This is a genomic window from Pseudomonas sp. LBUM1659, assembly GCF_059716045.1.
Map to the genome: position 1 here is coordinate 6,406,906 of NZ_CP166797.1, position 21,375 is coordinate 6,428,280.

Consider the following 21,375-nt stretch of genomic DNA (forward strand, 5'->3'; position numbering starts at 1 on the left):
GGAGTCCATCCATGAGCAACTACGACGTCGTGATTCTGGGCGGTGGCCCCGGCGGTTATAACGCAGCGATCCGTGCAGGCCAGCTGGGTTTGAAAGCGGCATGCGTCGAAGGTCGCGCGACCCTCGGAGGCACCTGCCTGAACGTCGGTTGCATGCCGTCCAAGGCGCTGTTACATGCCTCCGAACTCTACGACGCGGCCATGGGTTCGGAATTCGCCAACCTGGGCATCGAGGTCAAACCCATCCTCAACCTTGCTCAGATGATGAAACAAAAGGATGAAAGCGTTACCGGGCTGACCAAGGGCATCGAGTTTCTGTTTCGCAAAAACAAAGTCGACTGGATCAAGGGCTGGGGCCACATCGACGGGCCGGGCAAAGTCACAGTCACCGACAGTGCCGGCGGCAAGACCGAGTTGAGCGCCAAAGACATCATCATCGCCACCGGCTCCGAACCCACTCCCCTGCCGGGCGTCGACATCGACAATCAACGTATCCTCGATTCCACCGGCGCGCTGTCGCTGACCGAAGTGCCAAAACATCTGGTGGTGATTGGGGCCGGCGTCATCGGTCTGGAGCTGGGCTCGGTGTGGCGGCGCCTGGGTGCTCAAGTCACGGTAGTCGAGTTTCTCGACCGCATCTGTCCGGGTGTGGACGTTGAGGCCGGCAAAACACTTCAGCGTTCATTGAGTAAACAAGGCATCACTTTCAAGTTGAGTTCGAAAGTCACCCGCGCCACGTCATCGGCGACCGGTGTTCAGCTCAGCATTGAACCGGCGGCGGGCGGCACCGCCGAGTTGCTGGAGGCCGATTACGTGCTGGTGTCGATCGGTCGCAGGCCTTACACCCAAGGCCTTGGGCTGGAAAACGTCGGCCTCGCCACAGACAAGCGTGGGATGCTCGCCAACAAGGGCCACCGCACCGAAGCGGCGGGCGTGTGGGTGATCGGCGACGTCACGTCCGGGCCGATGCTCGCCCACAAGGCAGAAGACGAAGCCATGGCCTGCGTGGAACAGATCGTCGGCAAGGCCGGCGAAGTGAATTACAACCTGATTCCCAGTGTGGTCTACACCAAACCGGAGCTGGCCAGCGTCGGCAAGACCGAAGAGCAGCTCAAGGCCGAAGGTCGCGCGTACAAGGTCGGCAAATTCCCATTCACCGCCAACAGCCGGGCCAAGATCAACCACGAGACCGAAGGCTTCGCCAAAGTGTTGGCCGATGAACGCACCGACGAAATTCTTGGCGTCCACCTGGTGGGCCCGAGCGTCAGTGAAATGATTGGCGAGTATTGCGTGGCAATGGAGTTCAGCGCCTCGGCCGAGGACATTGCGCTGACGTGTCATCCGCACCCGACGCGGTCGGAGGCGTTGCGTCAGGCGGCGATGAATGTGGAGGGGATGGCGACGCAGATGTAGAGGCCCGCAAGACCGCTTTCGCGAGCAGGCTCGCTCCCACAGTTGATTTGTGGTGTTAACCAAACCAGTGTGGGAGCCGAGCTTGCTCGCGATGGAGTCGACTCGGTCTAAAGCGGCAAATGCCCCAACGGCAACGCCCCTGGCGTCTTCACCGTATGAATCGCAAAGTTGCTGCGTATATCGCTCACACCCGGCAATTTCAGCAGCCGTTCCGTGAGAAAGCGGTCGTACCCGCGCAAGTCCGGCACCACCACTTGAAGTAAAAAATCCGATTCCCCGGACACCAGAAACGCCGAAATCACTTCCGGCAGCGCCGTCACGGCCACGCGGAAGGCTTCAGCCTGCTCGTCGTTGTGACGTTCGACTTTGACCCCGACAAACACCGTCAGCCCAAGCCCCACCTCGTCACGATCCAGATTGGCCTGATAGCCGCGAATCACCCCGGCCTCCTCCAGCATCCGCACCCGACGCAAACAGGGCGAGGCGGACAGACCGATTTCGTCGGCCAATTGCACATTGCTCAGTCGACCATCCCGTTGCAGGGCCGCTAGGATTTTGCGGTCGTAGGCGTCCAGTTTCATGGCTTGGCAGATCCTGATGGTTCTATCGTCTTAAAGCAGCAGGTTATGCCAATTTCCCCTGCTTTAGAAGCTGACTACGCAACCACCTGCCCTGCCCTTGCGCCCTAGACTGGTCCTACCGAATCGACAACGAAAGGGGCGCAAGATGGCAGGAATCGGACTGTTTTTCATGGCATTGGCGGTGGTGTATTTGTTGCCCGGACCGGACATGATCCTGCTGCTGCAAACCGGCGCCCGTCAGGGTAAAGCGGCGGCATTGGCAACCGCGATAGGCCTGGGCATTGCCCGAGGTTGTCACGTTGCATTGGCCGCGCTGGGGTTGGCGGTGTTGTTCAAGGCCGCGCCGTGGACCTTCGATGTGGTGCGTCTGGCCGGGGCCGCGTACCTGTTGTGGATCGGTATTCAATGCCTGCGCACCACAATGCTGCCGAACCTGAACGGCCCTGACGCCACCACCGTAAAACCGCGCTGGGCAGCGTCGATCCAGCGCGGCCTGTTCACCAATCTGCTCAACCCCAAGGCGTTGCTGTTCTGTTCGGTGCTGCTGCCACAGTTCATCGATCCACACGCCGGATCAGTCCTCACGCAATTCGCAATCCTGGGCATGCTGCTGGTCGGTGTCGGCTTCCTCTTCGACAGCGCCTATGCACTGGTCGGCGCAGCTCTGGGCCGTTGGCTGCAACGCAGTCCTTCGGCCCAGCGCCTCCAGCAATGGCTGTTTGGCAGCCTGTTGATCGGCTTCGCGGTGCGGCTGACCTTCGTGCAACAGGCGTAAGCCTTACTGCGCCCGACGGCGGCGACGATTGATCAACAGCAGCGCCACTGCCGTCACGCCAATGACACCGCCGATCTGCAACGGCCACTTGTACGGCCGCAACACTGTACGCGTCGCGTCAGTCGCTTGGGTCACATAACGTTTGCTGGCATTTTCGAAATCGGGGTAAGGGCACTGGTGACCAAAATCCACCGCCCAATCCACATAAGGCCCTTCTTTCACGTAGCGCTGGTACAGAGCGCTTTGGTCTTCAAGGCTGCTGTTCCAGCCCGCCGCCGAGCACAGCACCGCCGCAAAGGCCTGACTGGTGTGCGGCAAGTTATCGGCGGCGCGACTGGCCAATGCTGTGGCCACAAAGCGATAGTGATAGCGCTCATCGGGTTTGGCGGCACTGGCTTGCTGACGCTGAACTTCACCTTCGGCGACTAATGGTCCGACTTTCAGCGCAGTGTTTTCGAGGCTGTAATTGCCGCCAAACGTGGCGTAGTCGGGAGCCATTTCGTAGCCGAGAATGTCCATCCCCCACTCGCGCGCCGTCCATGCGGCATTGAACAGGGCAGCGGCGCGTTTGGTCGGCCACCACGCGGCGTCCGCCAGCTGACGCTGTTGCGCATACAACCGTGCTTTTTTCTGAAGATCAGGATTGTCGAAGTACACCAGTGCTTCGTCATAACGCTCTTCGCGCAGCAATCGGCGCCCGAGCAGATTGCGCAATTTTGCTGCCACCGGAAGCGGTACGTAGTTGTCGCGATCCTGCTGGCTCAACGGCGGTGGTGCGGGCACCTGCGTATCGACGTAATGCTTGAGTTCATCGACGGTCAGTACCCGTTCGGCCACCGTCGCGGCATCGAGCCAATAGATGCTCCGGCTGCGATACAGCTGATCGAATGCTTGCAGATAGTCCCCGCGTTGCAGCGCAAGAATCGCACTTTCACCCTCGACCCGGCACTTGGGCTGAAGCGTTTCGTAGTCGTAGTCCGGCGTGCGGCGATCACCCCACGATTCATTCTGCGGGAACGCCTGAGCCGCCTTGGCATACGCCGCAGCCGCTGCGTTTTTATCGCCCTCGCGCAACGCCAGTTTCGCTCGCAACCACCACGCCAGGCCGCCGTCACCGGCGTGCTCGAGGAAGGCCTTGGCGCTGGCGTAATCACCTTGTTGATAGTTCATCGCGGCCAATCGATCCGCGTTATCCAGGCTGCCGCGCGTGCTGCTTTGCAGCAGTTTGATCAGTTTCAATTCGTTCGCTGGTTGTTCACCGAATGACCAGCCCAGGCGGCTGATCAAGGACGCGGTGGCCAGTTGTTGCACCGGTTTACCCTTGAGCAACGCGGTCAGTTGATCGTCAGGCATCGCCAACAGATCCGCCATCAACAGCTTCAACGAGGTGTAACCGACGGCTGAACCGTGGAGGTTTTGCGCGGCGTAGAGTTCGATGGCGCTGTCCCAGTCGCCGGCGGTACGGGCCGCGCGAGCTTCTTCGCCGAGGCTGGCGACACCCAGTTCCAGTGGGTCGCTGAAGCCGTCGATGCTCAGCTGACGGGTCTGCTCGAACGCCTTGCGCGACTGCGCCAGCAGATCGGGCGACGCGTCCGCCTCGGCGCTCATGGCAAACAGCGCCCGACCCAGCGAGTACGCCGCCCAGGTGCTGCGCAAGGCGCGTTGATCGGCCGGCAACGCCAGTACTTTCCGGAAATATTCGGCGGCCAATCCAAGATCGCCCGCACTGAACGCCGCAGCACCCGCCAGATACAGATTGAGCTCGGCCGGCAAGCTCGCACCTTGCGCTTCGACCTGAAGCGCATCTGTCAGGCTGCGCAGTTGTTTCACCAGCGCTTGCTGTTCCGCCGTCAGTCCTGCCTGCTCGGCGGTGTCTCGCTGTTCTACGTAGTCAGCCGCCTCCATGCCGTTGGGGGACTGCGCAACATGCTTGAGCCCCGCGATGGCATGCCCGAGACGATTGATCTCAAACTGGAAGTTACCTTCGGGCAGCTCCGCCAGCGACTGTCCACGGTTGTCCAGCAAGCGCATCGGGAAGTCCGGTCCGCAAGCCAGCGCCGAACCCAGCGGCAAGCTGAGGCTTAAACAGAGCAGATGGCGGGGCCAGTTACGGGAGAACATTTGAACCTCCTTGATCAATTTTTGTGCAGCGCGCCCAACCGACCGCTCGCTGTCCACCGGCCGCTATTGGGCCGTCGCTAAGGCGGGTGAAGGTAAGCAGATCCGGGCTCTGTTGCAACGCATAACCGGCCAGCGCATCGGCGCCATCACAGCCCTGTACGGCCAGGGTCACACGTTCGGGCCAAGCAGTATCGAGGTTGCCTTGGTTGCTGACGCTGATGTCATAGAGGCCGTCTTGCGCACTTAGTTTCACACTCAAGCGACTGTCGAGCGTGTCACCGCGAGCCACCGCGCCCAGCGTTGTCAGGCTCCAGGCCCGGCGGTCGCCCGCCAACGGCAGGCGAAACCAGATAAGGCCGGCCAGATGAGCGGGCGAATCGGCGCGCAATTCAGCGGCAAGCGTGCTCAGTTGCCGCGGATCAGCCAGCAGTTCCCGGCGCTCGCCGCCCCGCCCCACCGGCACCTCGCTTTCCACAACCAGTGCGCCACTGGCGCTTGGCAACAGGGCCACACCATAGGCCGGCAGCGCCAGATAGAAAGGCTTCGTCGTGAGGCGACTCCAGTTTCTGGCCCACTTTCGCGCCTGATCGGGGTCGAACAGCCCGCGCCGTGGATCGCTCACCGCATGTACCTGCAACACGCTGCTATCGACGGTCGATAACAGCGCCGGTAGTTCGGGACTGTCCAGCCACGCCGGTAACGCCGTTATGCTCAGCGGTAAAGTCGCCGGTAAAACTGCACGCAGGTGCGCCAGAAAAATTCGATAGGCCGGTAGCCGGGCGTTGCCCGCATCGTGGTCAATTTCCACACCGGACAATGTCAGTCCCTGCACTTGCCAGTCGCTGAGCACCTGTTGGATCTGCGCCGTCACTTCGTCCTGGTCCAACGACTTGAGCTGACCATCCAGACGAATCACCGCAATCAGCGGCCGACCATCGCGTTTAAGCAACCCCGGATCGATCCGCGCCCGACGCCAGCCGGCCTGAGGAAACGCCTGCAAGGCCAGCACCCGTAACGTCGAAAAGTCCGCACGACTGTCGCGCAGGGCGGCGTCATGGGCCGGCGTCCATTGCCGTTGCCAGACGTAGAGTTGCTGATCGAGCGGTGGCGCGTCTTGTTGCTCGCAGCCGCTGAGCAGCACCAGCGCCGTCAGCAAGGCAATCAGTCGAGTGAAATGAACCATGAAATGCCTTATCCCTGAAAAGCAAAAAGGGCCGTTCAAGGCCCTTTATCGCGCAGCTCGCTACCTTAATCAGCCATCGGCTTGCGGGCAATGATCACCTGACTTTTTGCCACGACCGCGTCCAGTGCCTGTTTGATCTGCGCACCGCGAGGCGAATCCAGAACGGCCTTCCACGTGCAGGCCCAGTGATTGAGCAGTGGGTGATCGGCGTTGCTCAAATCGACCTTGGCTTCCCAGAACAGCAGCATCCACATCGACCAGTAAAAGCCGTACTGACTGTGGCTGAGCACTTCCAGACCGGCGTCAGTGACCATCGCCTTGAACTGCTCTTCGCTAATGATGCGAATGTGATTGGGCTTCTGGAAATACACCGGTGCGGCGATGTCCTTTTGCAGGTCTTCGGAGCTGGGGTGCGGGACGCTGAGCAAATACAGTGCGCCCGGCTTGCCGACCCGTACTAGCTCGGCGAGGAACTGCGCCGGATCGTCTACATGTTCGATGACTTCGGTGGATACCACCCGCGTGGCCGTGGCGTCGGCAATCGGCAGCGGGTTGCAGTCAGTGACGTGACATTCGACGTCGCGCGCCGGCGTATCGCTCAGGCGCTGACGGGTGGCTTCTACTTTGGCCGCGTCAATGTCGGCGACGATGATTTTCGCCCCGCGCCTGCCGCAAAATTGCACGTTGCCGCCATCACCGCAGCCCACATCAATCAAGGTGTCATCTGCTGACACCGGGAAGCCTGTGAACAGCTCGCCGGTCTCCTGATTGAACCAGCCACTGAGCATCGCATCGTGCAGCCCGAGCATGTAAGGATCGACTTTGTCTACCACTGGGGCGGCGGGTGGCGCAGGAACCGGTGCGGGCGTTGTCGCCGTAAGTTTCTTTAACAGTCTCAGCATGAGGTGGCTCCAGAGGATGGGGCGACAGTTCGGGATGTACCGAGGCGCTGGACCAGCGCAGCGCCACGGTTGCGCATGGGCATTTCGATCAATCGGTAATTCAGTTCACTGAGCAGCACAATCAACCCGAAAGCGATCAGCAGCGTGACCGCCGGATGCCCGGCCGGACTCGGCAGGCCGGCACTCTGCAAACGGAAGATCACTTCGCGCACCAGCTGATAGGCCGGAATGTGGATCAGGTAAATGCCGTAGGAACGGCTGCCGATCCACGCCATCAGCCGCTGCAATCCACCGGAGGGCAAAAGGTAATCGCGGTTATAGGAAGCAATCCAGACCAGCACCGCGCTGAGGAGTGCGATCGAGCCGATGCGATAGTTCGTGAAGGTGAAACGGTCCGTAGCCATAAAGCTCAACAGCAATCCGACCACAATCAGTGACGACACCCCCGCCCATGGCCGGCGCAGAAACGTCGGCTGCCAACGGCTGTAACTCGGCTGCACACTCCACATCGCCAACAGTATCCCAAGGGCCAGAGCGTCGGTACGAACCACCATCAGCAGCGGCGTGCGCAGCGTGAACAGCTGCACCGCGACCAGCGCCAGCAACGCCCACACCAGATGTTTGCGGCATACAAGAATCAGCAGCGGGAACAGCAGATAAAACTGCTCCTCCAGCGACAGGCTCCAATACACGAAACTGCTGCCGTATTCGTAATGAAAGAAGGCCTCGGCAAAACGGAAATTGGCGTACTGAAGCACCCCCGCGAGCGTCGCCTGGAGGTTGGCGGACAAGGTGCCGAACGCGCCGGAGCGGTTAAAACACACACACGCCAGCAACATCAGCGCCAGCCACAACCAGGCTGATGGCAACAGGCGAAACGCTCGTCGCAGCCAGAAGTTGCGTGTCTGCTCCCAGTATTCCTGACGCGTGCTACAGCCTTGCAGCACAGGAATCAGACTACGGGCAATCACGAAGCCGGAGATCGCGAAAAACAGATCGACGCCCCACCACGGCTGCGCCCAGGTGTGGATTTTTTCAAGCAGCGGCACGGGATCAGTGAACAGGCTGCCTTGCAAGTGATGGAACAACACACCGAGCACTGCTATGGCACGCAGCACTTCGATATCCATGATTCGTTTGCTGCTCATGGCTCACCTCGGTTATCCAGAGGTTTGCGCGCGATGATCACCTGACTCTTGGGCATGAAACGATCGAGCATCTGCTTGATCGCCAGCCCGTCGGGTTGCGCCAAGAGGTCTTGCCAGGTCCGGGCCCAGCTCTCCATCAGGGGTGGGTACGGCGCATGAATGCGGTCACGCACTGCGCCGCCCAAATCCCGCCCGGCAGCCCGCTCACTGGCCCAGAAGAAGATCATGCCCATCACCCAGAAAAAACCGGTGGCCTGACGATGCACGATCACAAGACCTGCGTCCTCCACCAGAGCGGCAAAACGCTGCTCTGTGAAAATCTGGACGTGATTGGGTGACTGGTAGTAGTTGGCCGGGGCGATACCTTGTTGCAAATGCTCGCCGACCGGCGCCGGCACACTGAGCAAATACAACGCGCCGGGGCGACCCATGCGCACCAGTTCGGCCATGAAGGGCTCGGGCTGATCGATGTGTTCCAGCACCTCCATGCACACCACTTTGCTCGCGCAACCGTCGGCCAACGGCAAGGGCAGGCTGTTGCTGACCAGGCCCAGATTCTGCTGGCTGCTTTGTGCTTCAACCTGGCGAGCGAGGTCGCGCACCTTGTCGTGTTCGCTGTCGGTGAAGATCACGGATGCGCCCTGGCGTACAGCAAACAACGTCGCGGCGCCCTCGCCACAACCGACGTCGAGCAAGGTATCGTCCGCGGTGATGGCAAAGCCCTTGAGCAGTTCGCCGCTATCGTTGAGAAACCAGCCATCAAGCACAGCATCGTGCAGGCCGACATCTCGAGGCGAGACATTCGGCTGCAGCGGTTCAGGGACAGGGACTGGTAACGGTGCGGATTGCGCGGCAGGCAGCAGACGTCTCAGCATTCTGCGGATCATGCTCCGGCGGCCTCAATGTCAGACACATCGCGACGCTCGAACAGCTGCTCGAGAAAGTCCTGCAACCGCTGTTCGGCCACGGCCTGACTGCAAAATGCGTGCAGGCTGTTGACCGCCTGCACCGACATTTGCGCGTACCGCAGCGGATCGTTTGTCGTCACCTCGTAACTGGCCTTATAGGCCGCGCACAAAGACGTCCAATTGGTGGCGTAGCGCAACGTGCGGTAGGCTCCGCGCGGATCGTGCGGCCACGCGGTGAGTTCATCGGTGGACTCGATCAGGAACGCGTTGTCGGCACTCAAATAGTCGATCATCGCCGTAGTCAGCGGCGCCACTGCCGGTTTGCCGCAGGACATGAACTCCATCAGCGGCAGGCACTGGCCTTCGCCGTAGGATGTGTTGACCACATAACGGGTCGCCTGCACCAGACGCTCGTAATCGGCGTCCGCGAGGTAACCGTAGATCAACACGATGCGGCATCGGAAGGTCTGGTTTTTGTACAGGTGATGAAGGATATCGCTCAGTGCTTCTTCGGCATCGTGGTGGGTGAGTTTCAGCACAAGTGTCGCGTCTTCGATCTCACGGAACGTCATGCAGAAGGCGCTGATCATGTCCTCCCAGTTCTTGCGTCCGTCGCTGGGATTGAATACCGAGGTGTACACCACGCCCTCGAGCAACAACTCTTGCTCACTGATTGGCGCCTCGAAGTCGAACCCCTTATTGCTGAGCACATCGGCAGAGGCGAAGGCATTCAGGGCAAGCTGACGACTGTCCGCCACCAGGCCTTTGATCTTCAATCGCACTGAGTCCGTCAGTGGTTGCCCCCCCAATTGCGCACCGCGAGCCGAAAAACGATCCCACACGGGCGCCGGCACCGCGACGATTGGGTAATCAGCGCCCATCGCCTCACGCACCGAGTTGACTGTATAGCTAGAGTGGGTGATCGCCGCCCCGCAGGCATTCAGCACCGTGCGCCAGTCGTTGCGCGGTTCCCCGGCAAACGGCTCATTGGGAATCGTGCTGAACTCCCAGGCAAACACCGGCAGGGTTGGACAGGCCAGGTACACGGGCGTGCGGTGCGGCGGCGAGAAGGACAGGAACACGCAAGACTCGCCACGGGCCAGACAGTCCGCGTACAGCACATCGACTTCACGTTCCGGGTCCATGACTTCGATCACCCGGCCGAGGCGTTCAAGCACCGCACGATACTCCTTGAGCACGAAGTAATAGCTGTACTCCGAACGGCCAAGGTTTTGGGCAATGGTGTGCTGGTTGGTTTCCGAATGGATGATGATCAGCATGAGGCGTTATCCGTCATCGGGGCGGCATTGCCGGCCTGTGGCGCAAGTTCGAAAAAGTCCGCAATGCGCTTTTGCAGCGCAGGGGACGCGCAGTAATCATGCATGCGTTCGACGGCGGCAAGGGACATGCGCTGATATTCCTGTGGCTGCGTCTTGGCCATCCGATAGCTATTTTCATAGGCGCTTTTCAACGATCCCCAGTCCGGCCGATGGCGCAAAGTACGGAACAGGATTCGGCTGTCCTGAGGCCAGGTACTCGGCTCTTCACTGGACTTGACCACGAACGCTACTGAATCGTCGATATAGTCTTGCATCGCTGTGTGATCGGGCGCGATCACCGGTTTGCCGCAGGCCATGAACTCCATCAGCGGCAAGCACAGGCCTTCGCAGTGCGAGGCATTGACGTAGAAACTGGCGGCTTCGTAAAGCTGCGTATATTGCCGATCATCCAGATAACCGTGGACCATCACCACCCGACAGGCGAAGGGTGCCAGTTGCGCCAGTGGAGTCATCAACTTGGCATAACAAGTCGCCAGATCGTTCTGGGTAATTTTCAGCACCAGTGTGGCGTCGGGTGTATCACGGAACGCCCAGCAGAAAGCGGTGAGAATCTGAAGCCAATTCTTGCGGCCATCCGTGGGATTGAGCACGGCAACATAGACCACGCCGTCTACGGTAGTTTCTACCAGCGATGAAGTGTCCGGCAGATCCCGCGGCGGCGGTTGAGCCACCATCGGTGCAGCGTGTGGACCGGCGATGTCAGGCAGACGTTGGCCGAGCCAGTCGTGCACGTTGTCCGAGAGCAGATCCCGAATCCCTTCCCAATACCAGTTATGAAGAAACTTCACCCGTGGCACCGGTACTTCTTGCTCGCGACCCAAATCCAGCGCCCACAGACGCAGGTAATGGCGGGCGATAACGTAACGTCGTTTCAGGGTCAGCGGCGGCGGACGCCGGGCCTCGCGTTCGGCCTCAAGTTCAGCTTCCTGTTCCGGCGTCAGCGGTTCGGGTAACAGGTTATCGGGGCTCAGGCTCAAGTGGCGGGAATCAAAGATGCAACCCTTGACCGCCAGGGTCACCCCGGCATTGATCGGTGCACTGACCTGTCGCTCACGAATGGCCGCGAAGTTTTCCCACAACGGCGTGGGTAACACCAGCACCGGGAAGTCTTCGCCCATGGCCCGGCGAATAGCCTTGGCGGTGTGGCTTGAGAGCGTGATCACCCGGCCCTGACGCGCGAGCATTTGCGTCCAGTCCTGACGCGGGTCGTTGTCCCACTGCTCATCGGGGATCGAATCGAACTCCCAGGCGACCACACAAATCGTCGGGCACTCAAGCGTGTTCGGGGTTTTCTGCGGCGGGGTGAACGACAGAAACAGACTATCTTCGCCGGCGGCCAGCAATTGTCGATAGAGGGGATCAACCTCCGCTATGGAGGACACCACATGAACTCGCCCAAGGCTCTCGAGTACAGAGCGATAGGCTTTGAGCACAAAGTAATAACTGTATTCAGGACGACCGAGGCTCTGGCTGATGGTGCTGTCGTTGACGTCTGAGTAAAGAATGAAATTCATGGCATCCCACGATGAAACCGCCATCCCGGCAGCCCCACTCTATGACGGCAAAGCCATGGTTCGAGTCGGCGTTCGCCAGACGTCGTCCATCGTCTTTTTCCCCGTCTTCGTTATTGTTTTAATGGTCCGATTCGCGGAGTGTGGGAACAACCTACACAACCGCCGCTTGATCGTGACGAGGGGCATTCTAAACACATCCGCCGAGGATTCGTGAACCGCCCGGCGAGAATAAAGCGGGTGACTCTAATGAGAACTGGTGGGTCACGGTTGGACCTGTTGAAATTGCCGAGCAATTGGCACAGATTGGCTACCAAATAACTACAACAGAGTATTTCGCCCGTCTTTCGACCAAGGAATCCAACCGGTCTGTCAGACATCTCCGCAAAACCTGTGGGGAATGGACGAAATGAACGACCAAGGGGCTGCTGTTTGAAAAAGCGTCTGTTCGTGACGGGTCTCAGTGGATTCGTCGGACAACACATCCAATCTCGCCTGAACGCTGATGCCTCGGATTGGGCGCTTCTGCCTGCCCCTTCCCGTTACGATCTCGCTGAGCCAGGCAGTCTCGAAAACCTGTGGCCCGAGATGCCCGACGCGGTCATTCACCTGGCAGGCCAGACCTTCGTTCCTGAAGCCTTCCGCGATCCGGCGCGAACGCTCGGCATTAACTTGCTCGGCACGCTGAACCTGCTTCAAGCCCTGAAGGCCCGAGGCTTCAACGGTACTTTTCTGTACGTCAGCTCTGGCGACGTGTACGGCCAGGTCAGCGAAACCGATCTTCCCATCACCGAACACCAGCCACCCTGCCCGCGCAATCCCTATGCCGTGAGCAAATTGTCGGCGGAATTCCTGAGCCTGCAATGGGGGCTGAGCGAAGACTGGCCAGTCATGGTCGCCCGCCCGTTCAATCACATTGGCACCGGCCAGAGCGAAAGTTTCGTCATCGCCAGCGCTGCCCGGCAGATCAGCCGAATCAAACAAGGCTTGCAAGCGCCGCAACTGGAAGTCGGCGACGTCGATGTCACACGCGACTTCCTGGATGTAAACGATGTAATTTCGGCTTACCTGGCGCTGCTGGAAAAGGGCGTGCCGGGACAGGTCTACAACATCTGCTCGGGGCACGAGCAGAGCATTCGCAGTTTGATCGAACAACTGGGGGACCTCGCCCAGGTCGACATGCAATTGATTCAAGACCCCACACGCCTTCGCCGCGCAGATCAGCGTCGCGTTTGTGGTAGCTCTGCCAAGCTGGTCCAGGCCACGGGATGGGCGCCTGAAATCACAACACAACAATCCCTGCGGGCGATCCTGTCCGACTGGGAGACACGAGTACGACAAGAATGACAAAAAGTGCACTGATCACAGGGATCACCGGCCAGGACGGCGCTTATCTGGCCAAACTGCTGCTCGACAAAGGTTATAAAGTCCACGGGTTAGTGGCACGGCGCAGCAGCGATTCGCGCTGGCGCCTGCGTGAGATGGGCGTCGAGGGCGACATCGTTTACCTGGACGGCGACATGGCCGATGCCTGCTCGGTGCAGCGCGCGGTCATCAAGTCGGCCCCGGACGAGGTCTATAACCTGGCCGCGCAAAGCTTCGTCGCCGCCTCCTGGGACCAGCCGGTCACCACCGGCATCGTTGACGGCCTGGGCGTGACTCACCTGCTCGAAGCCATTCGTCAATTCAGTCCGCATACGCGTTTTTATCAAGCATCCACCAGCGAAATGTTTGGCCTGATCCAGGCCGAGCAGCAGGACGAAAACACCCCGTTCTACCCGCGCAGCCCGTACGGCGTGGCCAAGCTGTATGGCCACTGGATCACTGTGAATTACCGCGAAAGTTTCAACCTGCACGCCAGCAGCGGGATCCTGTTCAACCACGAATCCCCCCTGCGTGGCATTGAGTTCGTGACCCGCAAAGTCACCGACGCCGCCGCCCGCATCAAGCAGGGCAAACAGCAGGAACTGCTTCTGGGCAATATCGACGCCAAGCGCGACTGGGGATTTGCCGGCGACTACGTCGAAGCGATGTGGCTGATGCTGCAACAAGACAAGCCCGATGACTTCGTGGTCGCCACCGGCGTGACCACCACCGTGCGCGAAATGTGCCGGATCGCTTTCGACCACGTCGACCTGAACTATCGCGATTTTGTGAAAATCGACCCAGCGTTTTTCCGCCCGGCCGAAGTGGAAGTCTTGCTGGGCAACCCGGCCAAAGCCCAGCGCGTACTTGGCTGGAAGCCAAAGACCGATCTGGATACCTTGATCCGCATGATGATGGATGCGGACATGAAACGCGTCGCCAAGGAGTAGGCCATGCTGATTCCCGTGATTCTCTCCGGCGGTGCCGGTACTCGCTTGTGGCCGGTGTCCCGTGAGGGCCATCCCAAACCCTTCATGACCTTGCCCGATGGTGAGTCGTTGCTGGGCAAAACCTACCGCCGTGCCGCCGGTTTGCTCGATGGTTGGGGCGATATCGTCACGGTGACCAATCGCGACTACTACTTCCAGAGCAAGGATCACTATCAGGAGGCGCACCTCGGTCGCCATCGCGGGCACTTTCTGCTTGAGCCGACCGGTCGCAATACGGCCCCGGCCATTGCGGCGGCTGCGCTGTCGCTGAAAGCCCTGCACGGCGACGAAGCGATCATGGTGGTGATGCCTGCCGACCATTTGATTCTCAACGTAGACGCCTTGAAGACCGCCGTGGAACACGCCGTGAATCTGGCCAAAGATGGTTTTCTGGTGACGTTTGGCGTGGTGCCGACCGCTCCGGAAACCGGATTCGGCTACATCGAAACCGGCGCAGCGCTGGACCATAAAGGGGCGGCCAAGGTGCGGCGCTTCGTCGAAAAACCCGACCTGCAAACCGCGACGCATTACCTGGAAAGCGGCAACTTCCTGTGGAACTCCGGAATGTTCTGCTTCTCGATCGCCGCCGTGTTGGCCGAGTTGGAAATACACGCCCCCGAGTTACTCGAGCAGGCGAAAACCTGCATGGCGGCCAGTAACCCGGTGGAAACCGTCGGGTTCCTGCAACAGGAGTTGTCCCCAGGGTTGTTCGCGGAAATGACTGACATTTCCATCGACTACGCCCTGATGGAGCGCTCCGAAAAGGTGGTTGTGGTGCCCGCCGCTTTCGACTGGAGCGACATCGGCTCGTGGGGCGCGGTGGCCGCGCTGGTGCCGGCAGATGCGCAAAACAACCGCGCCAGCGGCGACGCGGTGTTCATCGACAGTCACAACAACTTTGTCCAGAGTGAAGACCGTCTAGTGGCGGCCGTGGGTGTGGATAACCTGATCATCATCGACACCGCCGACGCGGTGTTGGTGGCCCACGCTGATCGCGCCCAGGACGTGCGCCGGGTGGCCAAACAGCTCAAGGACAAGCAGCACGAAGCCTATCGCCTGCACCGTACGGTCAGCCGACCTTGGGGCACCTATACCGTGCTCGAAGAAGGCCCGCGCTTTAAAATCAAACGCATCGTGGTCAAACCCGGTGGCAAGTTGTCGCTGCAAATGCACCACCATCGCAATGAACATTGGGTAGTGGTCGAAGGCATGGCCAAGGTGACCAACAACGGTACCGGCACCCACCTGGTGGCCAAGAACGAATCGACGTTCATTGCCGCCGGTCACAAACATCGCCTGGAAAACCCCGGCGTGATCGACCTGGTGATCATCGAAGTGCAAAGCGGCGAATACCTGGGGGAGGACGATATCGTCCGCTTCGAAGACCATTACGGCAGGACGGTTTGAATGCTGCTTTCTCTGTACCGCTCGCTGTGCAGCTATCGAGGGTTCATCCTCGGTAGCGTCCAGCGTGAGTTTCAGTCGCGTTATCGCAATTCGCTGTTCGGTGCGTTGTGGCCGGTGCTTAATCCCCTGTCGATGATCATCGTCTACACGGTGATTTTTTCCCACATCATGCGCGCACGGCTGCCGGGTCTGGATGACAGCATGGCCTACAGCGTTTACCTGTGTGCCGGCCTGCTCGCTTGGGGACTGTTTGCGGAAATCACTCTGCGCAGCCAGAACATGTTTCTGGAAAACGCCAATCTGCTGAAGAAAATCAGCTTCCCGCGGATTTGCCTGCCGATCATTGTGCTGTTTAACGCAGGCATCAACTTCGCAATCATCATGGGCCTGTTCATGGGCTTTCTGCTGATCACCGGACGGTGGCCGGGCACGGCGATGCTGGCGCTGATACCGTTGATGGCCTTGCAAATGATGTTCTGCGCCGGGCTGGGAATGGTGCTCGGCGTGCTGAATGTGTTCTTCCGCGATGTCGGACAACTCTTCGGTATCTGCCTGCAATTCTGGTTCTGGCTGACGCCCATTGTGTACCCGATGAGCATCCTGCCGGACTGGGTTCAGCGCCTGCTGCAACTCAACCCCCTGACCAACCTGATCGTCAGTTATCAAAACATGTTTCTGTATGGGCAATGGCCGGTATGGAGTTCGCTGCTGCCGATTTTAATCGCTGGCCTGGTGCTCTGTTTGATCGGACTGCGGCTGTTTCGCAAGCGGGTCGGCGAAATGGTGGATGAACTCTGATGGGGCATATTCGCGTAACTGGCCTGGGCAAGGCCTACAAGCAATACCCGACTCGCTGGAGTCGACTGGCCGAGTGGCTGATCCCGTTTTCCCCCCTGCGCCATCACCAGCACTGGGTGCTGCAAGATGTCGAATTCGAGATTGCTCCCGGGGACGCGGTGGGTATCATCGGGGTCAACGGTGCTGGCAAAAGCACCTTGTTGAAGATGATCACCGGCACCACTCAGCCAACGTGCGGCAAGATTGAACTCGAAGGTCGCGTGGCGGCGCTGCTGGAACTTGGCATGGGGTTTCACCCGGATTTTACCGGCCGTCAGAATGCAATCATGGCCGGGCAACTACTGGGTATGGAGGTTGATGAGATTGAAACATTGATGCCCGAGATCGAGCATTTCGCGGAAATCGGCGACGCCATCGATCACCCCGTGCGCACCTATTCCAGCGGCATGCAGATGCGCCTGGCCTTCAGTGTGGCCACTGCTCGCCGCCCGGACATCTTGATCGTCGACGAAGCGTTGTCGGTGGGCGATGCCTACTTTCAGCACAAAAGCTTCGAACGTATACGCAGCTTCCGCAAAGCCGGCACGACATTGCTGATCGTGTCCCACGACCGCTCGGCGATCCAGTCGATCTGCGATTCGGCGATCCTGCTCAAGGACGGACGAATGGCCATGCACGGCAAACCCGAAGCGGTCCTGGACTATTACAACGCTCTGATGGCCGAACGTGAAGGCCAGGTCGTTCGTCAGGAAACGCTCACCGGCGGAGAAGTGCAAACCATTTCCGGCACCGGTGAAGCCGGAATTCTCAGCGTGCGCCTGCTGGACGAAAACGACCGATCCATCGACGCCGCCGAAGTCGGTCAGCCAGTGGTGCTGGAGGTAAAGGTTGAAGTCCGCCAGGACATCGAACGGCTGGTGCTGGGTTTCATGATCAAGGATCGCCTGGGCCAAGCCATGTACGGCATCAATACTCATCGACAAGACAAGGCTCTGACCGACCTGCAGGCCGGCGAGCGCGTGACTTACCGCTTTGCTTTCGTCATGGGCCTGGGCAAGGGCAACTATTCCGTGGCGCTGAGTCTGTCTCGACTGGATTCGCACCTGGACCGCAATTTCGAGTGGCGCGATTACGGGTTGGTGTTTCATGTGATTAATAACCGGCACGAAGACTTTGTCGGTTGCTCGTGGCTGGGGGCGAAAACCACCATCAATCGCGCGAACACGTCGATCACCTCGGAGAGCACGCCATGACGCGTCTTCTGGTGGAATGCACCCACGTTTTTCAACACCCCAAGGTCAATTCGGGCATTCAGCGAGTGGTGCGCAACGTCATCAATCAGCTGCCGGAAAGTGTGGACGGGGTTGAGTGCATCCCGGTGGTGATGCTCAAGGGCAAACTTTATCGCGTGCTGAAACTGGGTTCGTCGAACATTCCGTTTTTCGAGGGCCTGATGACCTTCGGCGGGCGACTGGAACGACTGGCTCATCGTTTCTGGCAATTGCACCAGCGTCTCGACAAACGCTGCACATCGCGCCTCGCACGGCGTGCGTTGTACGTGGCTTACCGCCTGACAGCACTGGCCTGCTTCAGTGTGCCGCTGCGTCTGATCGACCAGGTCAATCAGTATCAACTGCCCAAACGTTGTTCGCCGTTGCAGCACCAACCGGGGGATCAATTGGTGCTGCTGGACTCGTCCTGGCATACCGATTTTTTCCCGTTTGCCGAACAGCTCAAACGTGACGGCGTGGGCATCGTTGCAGTCATCTACGACCTCATTCCCCTGACTCACCCGCAGTTCTACGACAACCGGTTGGTGCAGGTTTTCAACGAATGGTTCGACTGGATCACGAAAACCGCCGATGGCTACGTGGCGATTTCTGCCACGGTGCGCGATCAGGTCCGCGGGGAATTGCAGCACCGCCTGGGTTCTGCGAAGGCCAATGAGTTGTGGTTCGATTATTTCCACCTCGGTTCCGAGCTCGATCTGAGCGAAGCCAGCGCCACCGTGGAGCCGCGCCTTGTACGGATGTTCAAGGCGTCGGAACCGGTGTTTTTGATGGTCAGCACCATCGAGCCGCGCAAGAACCACGACTACCTGCTGGACGCCTTTGAACTCGCCTGGGCGGCGGGCTCCAACGCCCGATTGTGCATTGCCGGTCGGATCGGCTGGAAATGTGACGCACTGCTCGCCCGGGTACGCAATCACCCGCAACTGAACCAGCGTCTGTTCATGTTCAACGACCTGAGCGATACCAGCCTCGAACATGCCTACAGCCACGCCAGCTCGCTGGTGTTTGCGTCCTATGTCGAAGGCTTCGGCCTGCCACTGGTGGAAGCCATGCAGCGCGGATTGCCGGCCATGGGCAGCGATATTCCGGTCTTTCGCGAAATCGGTGGTGAATTCATGGCGTACTTTGATCTGGCCGAGCCACACAGTCTGGCCGACCTGGTCGTCCGTTTCGAGCGCAGCGGTCAGTTCCCGGCTACCCGCGACGTAGCCGACTGGCGCTGGATCGGCTGGCGTGAAGCCAGTGCGCAATTGGCCGAACGAACCCTGCGCAATCTTGAACAAGCGCCGGTCATGCCAGAGAGGCAATATGCGAATTGCCCTTAATGCCCGGATCCTCCAGGCGCCGCGTACCGGCATCGGCCACTACGTCGCCGAACTGGCGAACGCCCTTGCGAGTGAGCCCGATGTTGAACTGGCGCTGTTTCATGGCTGGGGTTGGAGCTCCGTGCTGCCTGAAGCGGCCATGCCCGGTTATTCCCGACTGACACCGCTGTTGCGGCAAATTCCGGGGGCCTATCAGGCCCGGCGCTGGCTGGAACAGAAACGCTTCGATCAAGGTCGCGCGCAAACCATCGACCTCTACCACGAACCGAGCTTGTGGCCGCTGTCGTTCGACGGCCCGACGGTCATCACCCTGCATGACCTGACACACCTGCACTACCCCGACACGCAGCCGCCCGCGCGCTTGCGAGAAATCGAACGGCGGCTGGCCGACGGCGTGCGCCAGGCAAGCCTGATTCTCACCGACTCGCAGTACATTGCTGACGAAGCTCAGGCGCATTTCGGGCTACCGGCCGAACGCTTTGTCGTTGCTCCACTGGGCGTAGCCGCGCGTTTCCACCCAAGGGCACCTGAGGCCATCGACGCCGTCCTCAAGGCCCATGGCGTCGAGCCACGGGAATACTTCCTCTGTGTCGGCACCCTGGAGCCGCGCAAGAATCTGACCTTGGCCCTGCGCGCCCACGCCCGACTGCCTGAATCGGTCCGTCAGCGTTTTCCACTGCTGATCGTCGGCATGGCCGGCTGGCAGCGCGAGCAGTTCAGTGAAGAACTGCATCAGGCTTTGGCCTGTGGTCACGTCTGTTTGCTGGGCTATCTGCCTGACGAGCAAGTGGCACAACTGTTGGCCGGCGCTCGGGCGTTGATTTTTCCGTCGCTCTACGAAGGCTTTGGCCTGCCGGTGCTGGAGGCCATGGCCAGCGGCACGCCGGTCATTCTGACTCGACGTTCGGCCATGCCCGAAGTGGCAGGCGTTGCGGGCAACTATGTTGAACCGGACGAACCCGACGGCTTACGCGATGCAATGAGCCGTCTGATCGATGATCAAGCGCATTGGCAGGTATGCCGAGAAGCCGGATTACATCAAGCAAGGCTTTTTACCTGGGGACGCTGTGCGCAGGTTACGGCCCGCGCCTACCGCCAGGCTATGGGAGGTTGAATGCGAGTTCTTCATTTTTTCAAGACGTACCTGCCTGACTCGGTCGGCGGGATCGAGCAAGTGATTTTCCAGTTGTGCGAAAGCGGCGCCCAGCAAGGCGTTGAAGGTCAGGTGCTGACACTCAGTGCCGATCCTGCCCCGCCGGTGGTTCAGCTTGGCCATCACGAAGTTCATCGGGCCAAACTCGACATTCAGTTCGCCTCCACGGGCTTCTCCTGGAGCGTCTTCAAACAGTTTCGCGAGTTGGCGGCCGAAGCCGACGTGGTCAATTATCACTTCCCATGGCCCTTCATGGACCTGGTCCATTTCGCCAGCGGCGTGAATAAACCGAGCGTGGTGACCTACCACTCGGACATCATTCGCCAGAAACACCTGCTCAAACTCTACCGGCCGCTGATGAACCGCTTTCTGGCCAGCGCCGACCGGATCGTCGCCGCGTCACCCAACTACTTGCACACCAGCGATGTGCTTCAGCAGTTTCAGGACAAGACCCGCGTGATTCCCTACGGCTTGAACAAAGCAGGTTATCCACAGCCCGACAGCGAGCGCACGGCCCTCTGGCGGCAGAAGCTTGGGGATAAGTTTTTTCTGTTTGTTGGGGTGATGCGTTATTACAAAGGTTTGCACATCCTGCTCGACGCCTTGAAGGACCTGGATTACCCCACGGTGATTGTCGGTGCCGGCCCACTGGAAGCGGAACTTCACGCCCAGGCGGCAGCTTTGGGTTTGCGCAATATTCACTTCCTCGGACGCCTGGGCGACGAAGACAAAGTGGCGCTGCTGCAACTGAGCTACGCCATCGTGTTCCCGTCGCACCTGCGTTCAGAAGCGTTCGGTATTTCGCTGCTGGAAGGCGCGATGTATGGCAAACCGATGATCTCCAGCGAGATCGGCACCGGCACCAGCTACATCAACATTCACAACGAAACCGGGCTGGTCGTTCCTCCAAGTAATCCACAGGCCTTGCGTGAAGCAATGCGCACGCTGTGGGAAAACCCGACGCGTGCGGCGCAAATGGGCGTGAAGGCTGAGGCGCGTTATCGGAAATTATTCACGGCGGACGAAATGGGCCGCAAGTGGACGGAGTTGTACGAAGAACTGCTGGAAGAAAAATCACTGTCCTACGCATAACTGCTTTTCTGTGGGAGTGAGCCGCCCGGAGCAGGCTCACTCCTACAGGGGACTTTCTGTGTTCTCCGGATTG

General features: G+C 59.7%; 18 protein-coding genes. 10 read left to right on the top strand and 8 right to left on the bottom strand.

The features are described 5' to 3' along the window. The first annotated feature begins 11 nt into the window (after nucleotides 1-11). The gene (lpdA, locus tag ACA048_RS29295; protein WP_497627349.1) at nucleotides 12-1,412 is read left to right on the top strand and encodes a dihydrolipoyl dehydrogenase; all 1,401 of its coding nucleotides are present in this window, start codon (nucleotides 12-14) and stop codon (nucleotides 1,410-1,412) included. Nucleotides 1,413-1,519: 107 nt separating this feature from the next. On the opposite strand, the gene ACA048_RS29300 is transcribed toward lpdA, so the two are convergent. Continuing rightward, nucleotides 1,520-1,993: an Lrp/AsnC family transcriptional regulator gene (locus ACA048_RS29300; RefSeq protein ID WP_027926238.1), complete on the bottom strand. Its 474-nt coding sequence runs from the start codon at nucleotides 1,991-1,993 to the stop codon at nucleotides 1,520-1,522. 145 nt (nucleotides 1,994-2,138) lie between these two features. Here ACA048_RS29300 and ACA048_RS29305 point away from each other — a divergent pair, with 145 nt between their 5' ends. Beyond that, a complete protein-coding gene (locus tag ACA048_RS29305) occupies nucleotides 2,139-2,768 on the top strand; it encodes a LysE family translocator (RefSeq protein ID WP_497627350.1) in 630 nt (209 codons plus the stop codon). A gap of 3 nt (nucleotides 2,769-2,771) precedes the next feature. On the opposite strand, the gene ACA048_RS29310 is transcribed toward ACA048_RS29305, so the two are convergent. The 7 genes from ACA048_RS29310 to ACA048_RS29340 form a co-directional block, all read right to left on the bottom strand. Next, nucleotides 2,772-4,889: a hypothetical protein gene (locus ACA048_RS29310; protein ID WP_497627351.1), complete on the bottom strand. Its 2,118-nt coding sequence runs from the start codon at nucleotides 4,887-4,889 to the stop codon at nucleotides 2,772-2,774. Then, a complete protein-coding gene (locus tag ACA048_RS29315; RefSeq protein ID WP_497627352.1) occupies nucleotides 4,876-6,072 on the bottom strand; it encodes a DUF3142 domain-containing protein in 1,197 nt (398 codons plus the stop codon). Before ACA048_RS29315 ends, ACA048_RS29310 begins: the two co-directional genes overlap by 14 nt. 65 nt (nucleotides 6,073-6,137) lie before the next feature. After that, nucleotides 6,138-6,974: a class I SAM-dependent methyltransferase gene (locus ACA048_RS29320; RefSeq protein WP_497627353.1), complete on the bottom strand. Its 837-nt coding sequence runs from the start codon at nucleotides 6,972-6,974 to the stop codon at nucleotides 6,138-6,140. Beyond that, complete coding sequence (locus ACA048_RS29325) at nucleotides 6,968-8,122, bottom strand: acyltransferase family protein (protein ID WP_497627354.1); 1,155 nt, start codon at nucleotides 8,120-8,122, stop codon at nucleotides 6,968-6,970. The genes ACA048_RS29320 and ACA048_RS29325 overlap by 7 nt, the downstream gene beginning before the upstream one ends. Beyond that, nucleotides 8,119-9,009 carry a class I SAM-dependent methyltransferase gene (locus ACA048_RS29330; protein ID WP_497627355.1) on the bottom strand — a complete coding sequence of 297 codons (891 nt, stop codon included), beginning with the start codon at nucleotides 9,007-9,009 and terminating at the stop codon, nucleotides 8,119-8,121. Before ACA048_RS29330 ends, ACA048_RS29325 begins: the two co-directional genes overlap by 4 nt. After that, complete coding sequence (locus tag ACA048_RS29335; protein ID WP_497627356.1) at nucleotides 9,006-10,310, bottom strand: glycosyltransferase; 1,305 nt, start codon at nucleotides 10,308-10,310, stop codon at nucleotides 9,006-9,008. The genes ACA048_RS29330 and ACA048_RS29335 overlap by 4 nt, the downstream gene beginning before the upstream one ends. After that, on the bottom strand, nucleotides 10,304-11,884 hold the full coding sequence (locus tag ACA048_RS29340; RefSeq protein ID WP_497627357.1) for a glycosyltransferase: 1,581 nt from the start codon (nucleotides 11,882-11,884) through the stop codon (nucleotides 10,304-10,306). The genes ACA048_RS29335 and ACA048_RS29340 overlap by 7 nt, the downstream gene beginning before the upstream one ends. A 429-nt stretch (nucleotides 11,885-12,313) precedes the next feature. On the opposite strand from ACA048_RS29340, the gene ACA048_RS29345 reads away from it, so the two are divergent. The 8 genes from ACA048_RS29345 to ACA048_RS29380 are packed head-to-tail and all read left to right on the top strand — an operon-like array spanning nucleotide 12,314 to nucleotide 21,302. Next, a complete protein-coding gene (locus ACA048_RS29345; protein WP_497627358.1) occupies nucleotides 12,314-13,228 on the top strand; it encodes a GDP-mannose 4,6-dehydratase in 915 nt (304 codons plus the stop codon). After that, complete coding sequence (gmd, locus tag ACA048_RS29350; protein ID WP_497627359.1) at nucleotides 13,225-14,196, top strand: GDP-mannose 4,6-dehydratase; 972 nt, start codon at nucleotides 13,225-13,227, stop codon at nucleotides 14,194-14,196. Before ACA048_RS29345 ends, gmd begins: the two co-directional genes overlap by 4 nt. A 3-nt stretch (nucleotides 14,197-14,199) precedes the next feature. Then, nucleotides 14,200-15,642, top strand: a complete 1,443-nt coding sequence (locus ACA048_RS29355) for a mannose-1-phosphate guanylyltransferase/mannose-6-phosphate isomerase (RefSeq protein WP_497627360.1) — start codon at nucleotides 14,200-14,202, stop codon at nucleotides 15,640-15,642. Further along, complete coding sequence (locus ACA048_RS29360) at nucleotides 15,643-16,440, top strand: ABC transporter permease (RefSeq protein WP_497627361.1); 798 nt, start codon at nucleotides 15,643-15,645, stop codon at nucleotides 16,438-16,440. Continuing rightward, complete coding sequence (locus tag ACA048_RS29365) at nucleotides 16,440-17,693, top strand: ABC transporter ATP-binding protein (protein WP_497627362.1); 1,254 nt, start codon at nucleotides 16,440-16,442, stop codon at nucleotides 17,691-17,693. The genes ACA048_RS29360 and ACA048_RS29365 overlap by 1 nt, the downstream gene beginning before the upstream one ends. Next, nucleotides 17,690-19,057, top strand: coding sequence for a glycosyltransferase family 4 protein (locus ACA048_RS29370; protein ID WP_497627363.1), 1,368 nt, complete (start codon nucleotides 17,690-17,692; stop codon nucleotides 19,055-19,057). Before ACA048_RS29365 ends, ACA048_RS29370 begins: the two co-directional genes overlap by 4 nt. Then, a complete protein-coding gene (locus tag ACA048_RS29375) occupies nucleotides 19,041-20,171 on the top strand; it encodes a glycosyltransferase family 4 protein (protein WP_497627364.1) in 1,131 nt (376 codons plus the stop codon). The genes ACA048_RS29370 and ACA048_RS29375 overlap by 17 nt, the downstream gene beginning before the upstream one ends. Further along, nucleotides 20,172-21,302 carry a glycosyltransferase family 4 protein gene (locus ACA048_RS29380; protein WP_497627365.1) on the top strand — a complete coding sequence of 377 codons (1,131 nt, stop codon included), beginning with the start codon at nucleotides 20,172-20,174 and terminating at the stop codon, nucleotides 21,300-21,302. Nucleotides 21,303-21,375: the final 73 nt, after the last annotated feature.

Excerpts from the sequence above, each read along its gene's own strand:
- ACA048_RS29375 (WP_497627364.1), top strand. The coding sequence starts at position 19,041 with ATGCGAATTGCCCTTAATGCCCGGATCCTCCAGGCGCCGCGTACCGGC.
- ACA048_RS29380 (WP_497627365.1), top strand. The coding sequence starts at position 20,172 with ATGCGAGTTCTTCATTTTTTCAAGACGTACCTGCCTGACTCGGTCGGC.
- ACA048_RS29370 (WP_497627363.1), top strand. The coding sequence starts at position 17,690 with ATGACGCGTCTTCTGGTGGAATGCACCCACGTTTTTCAACACCCCAAG.
- lpdA (WP_497627349.1), top strand. The coding sequence starts at position 12 with ATGAGCAACTACGACGTCGTGATTCTGGGCGGTGGCCCCGGCGGTTAT.
- ACA048_RS29335 (WP_497627356.1), bottom strand. The coding sequence starts at position 10,310 with ATGCTGATCATCATCCATTCGGAAACCAACCAGCACACCATTGCCCAA.
- ACA048_RS29340 (WP_497627357.1), bottom strand. The coding sequence starts at position 11,884 with ATGAATTTCATTCTTTACTCAGACGTCAACGACAGCACCATCAGCCAG.
- ACA048_RS29360 (WP_497627361.1), top strand. The coding sequence starts at position 15,643 with ATGCTGCTTTCTCTGTACCGCTCGCTGTGCAGCTATCGAGGGTTCATC.
- ACA048_RS29325 (WP_497627354.1), bottom strand. The coding sequence starts at position 8,122 with ATGAGCAGCAAACGAATCATGGATATCGAAGTGCTGCGTGCCATAGCA.
- ACA048_RS29300 (WP_027926238.1), bottom strand. The coding sequence starts at position 1,993 with ATGAAACTGGACGCCTACGACCGCAAAATCCTAGCGGCCCTGCAACGG.
- ACA048_RS29365 (WP_497627362.1), top strand. The coding sequence starts at position 16,440 with ATGGGGCATATTCGCGTAACTGGCCTGGGCAAGGCCTACAAGCAATAC.
- gmd (WP_497627359.1), top strand. The coding sequence starts at position 13,225 with ATGACAAAAAGTGCACTGATCACAGGGATCACCGGCCAGGACGGCGCT.
- ACA048_RS29310 (WP_497627351.1), bottom strand. The coding sequence starts at position 4,889 with ATGTTCTCCCGTAACTGGCCCCGCCATCTGCTCTGTTTAAGCCTCAGC.
- ACA048_RS29315 (WP_497627352.1), bottom strand. The coding sequence starts at position 6,072 with ATGGTTCATTTCACTCGACTGATTGCCTTGCTGACGGCGCTGGTGCTG.
- ACA048_RS29305 (WP_497627350.1), top strand. The coding sequence starts at position 2,139 with ATGGCAGGAATCGGACTGTTTTTCATGGCATTGGCGGTGGTGTATTTG.
- ACA048_RS29330 (WP_497627355.1), bottom strand. The coding sequence starts at position 9,009 with ATGATCCGCAGAATGCTGAGACGTCTGCTGCCTGCCGCGCAATCCGCA.
- ACA048_RS29320 (WP_497627353.1), bottom strand. The coding sequence starts at position 6,974 with ATGCTGAGACTGTTAAAGAAACTTACGGCGACAACGCCCGCACCGGTT.
- ACA048_RS29355 (WP_497627360.1), top strand. The coding sequence starts at position 14,200 with ATGCTGATTCCCGTGATTCTCTCCGGCGGTGCCGGTACTCGCTTGTGG.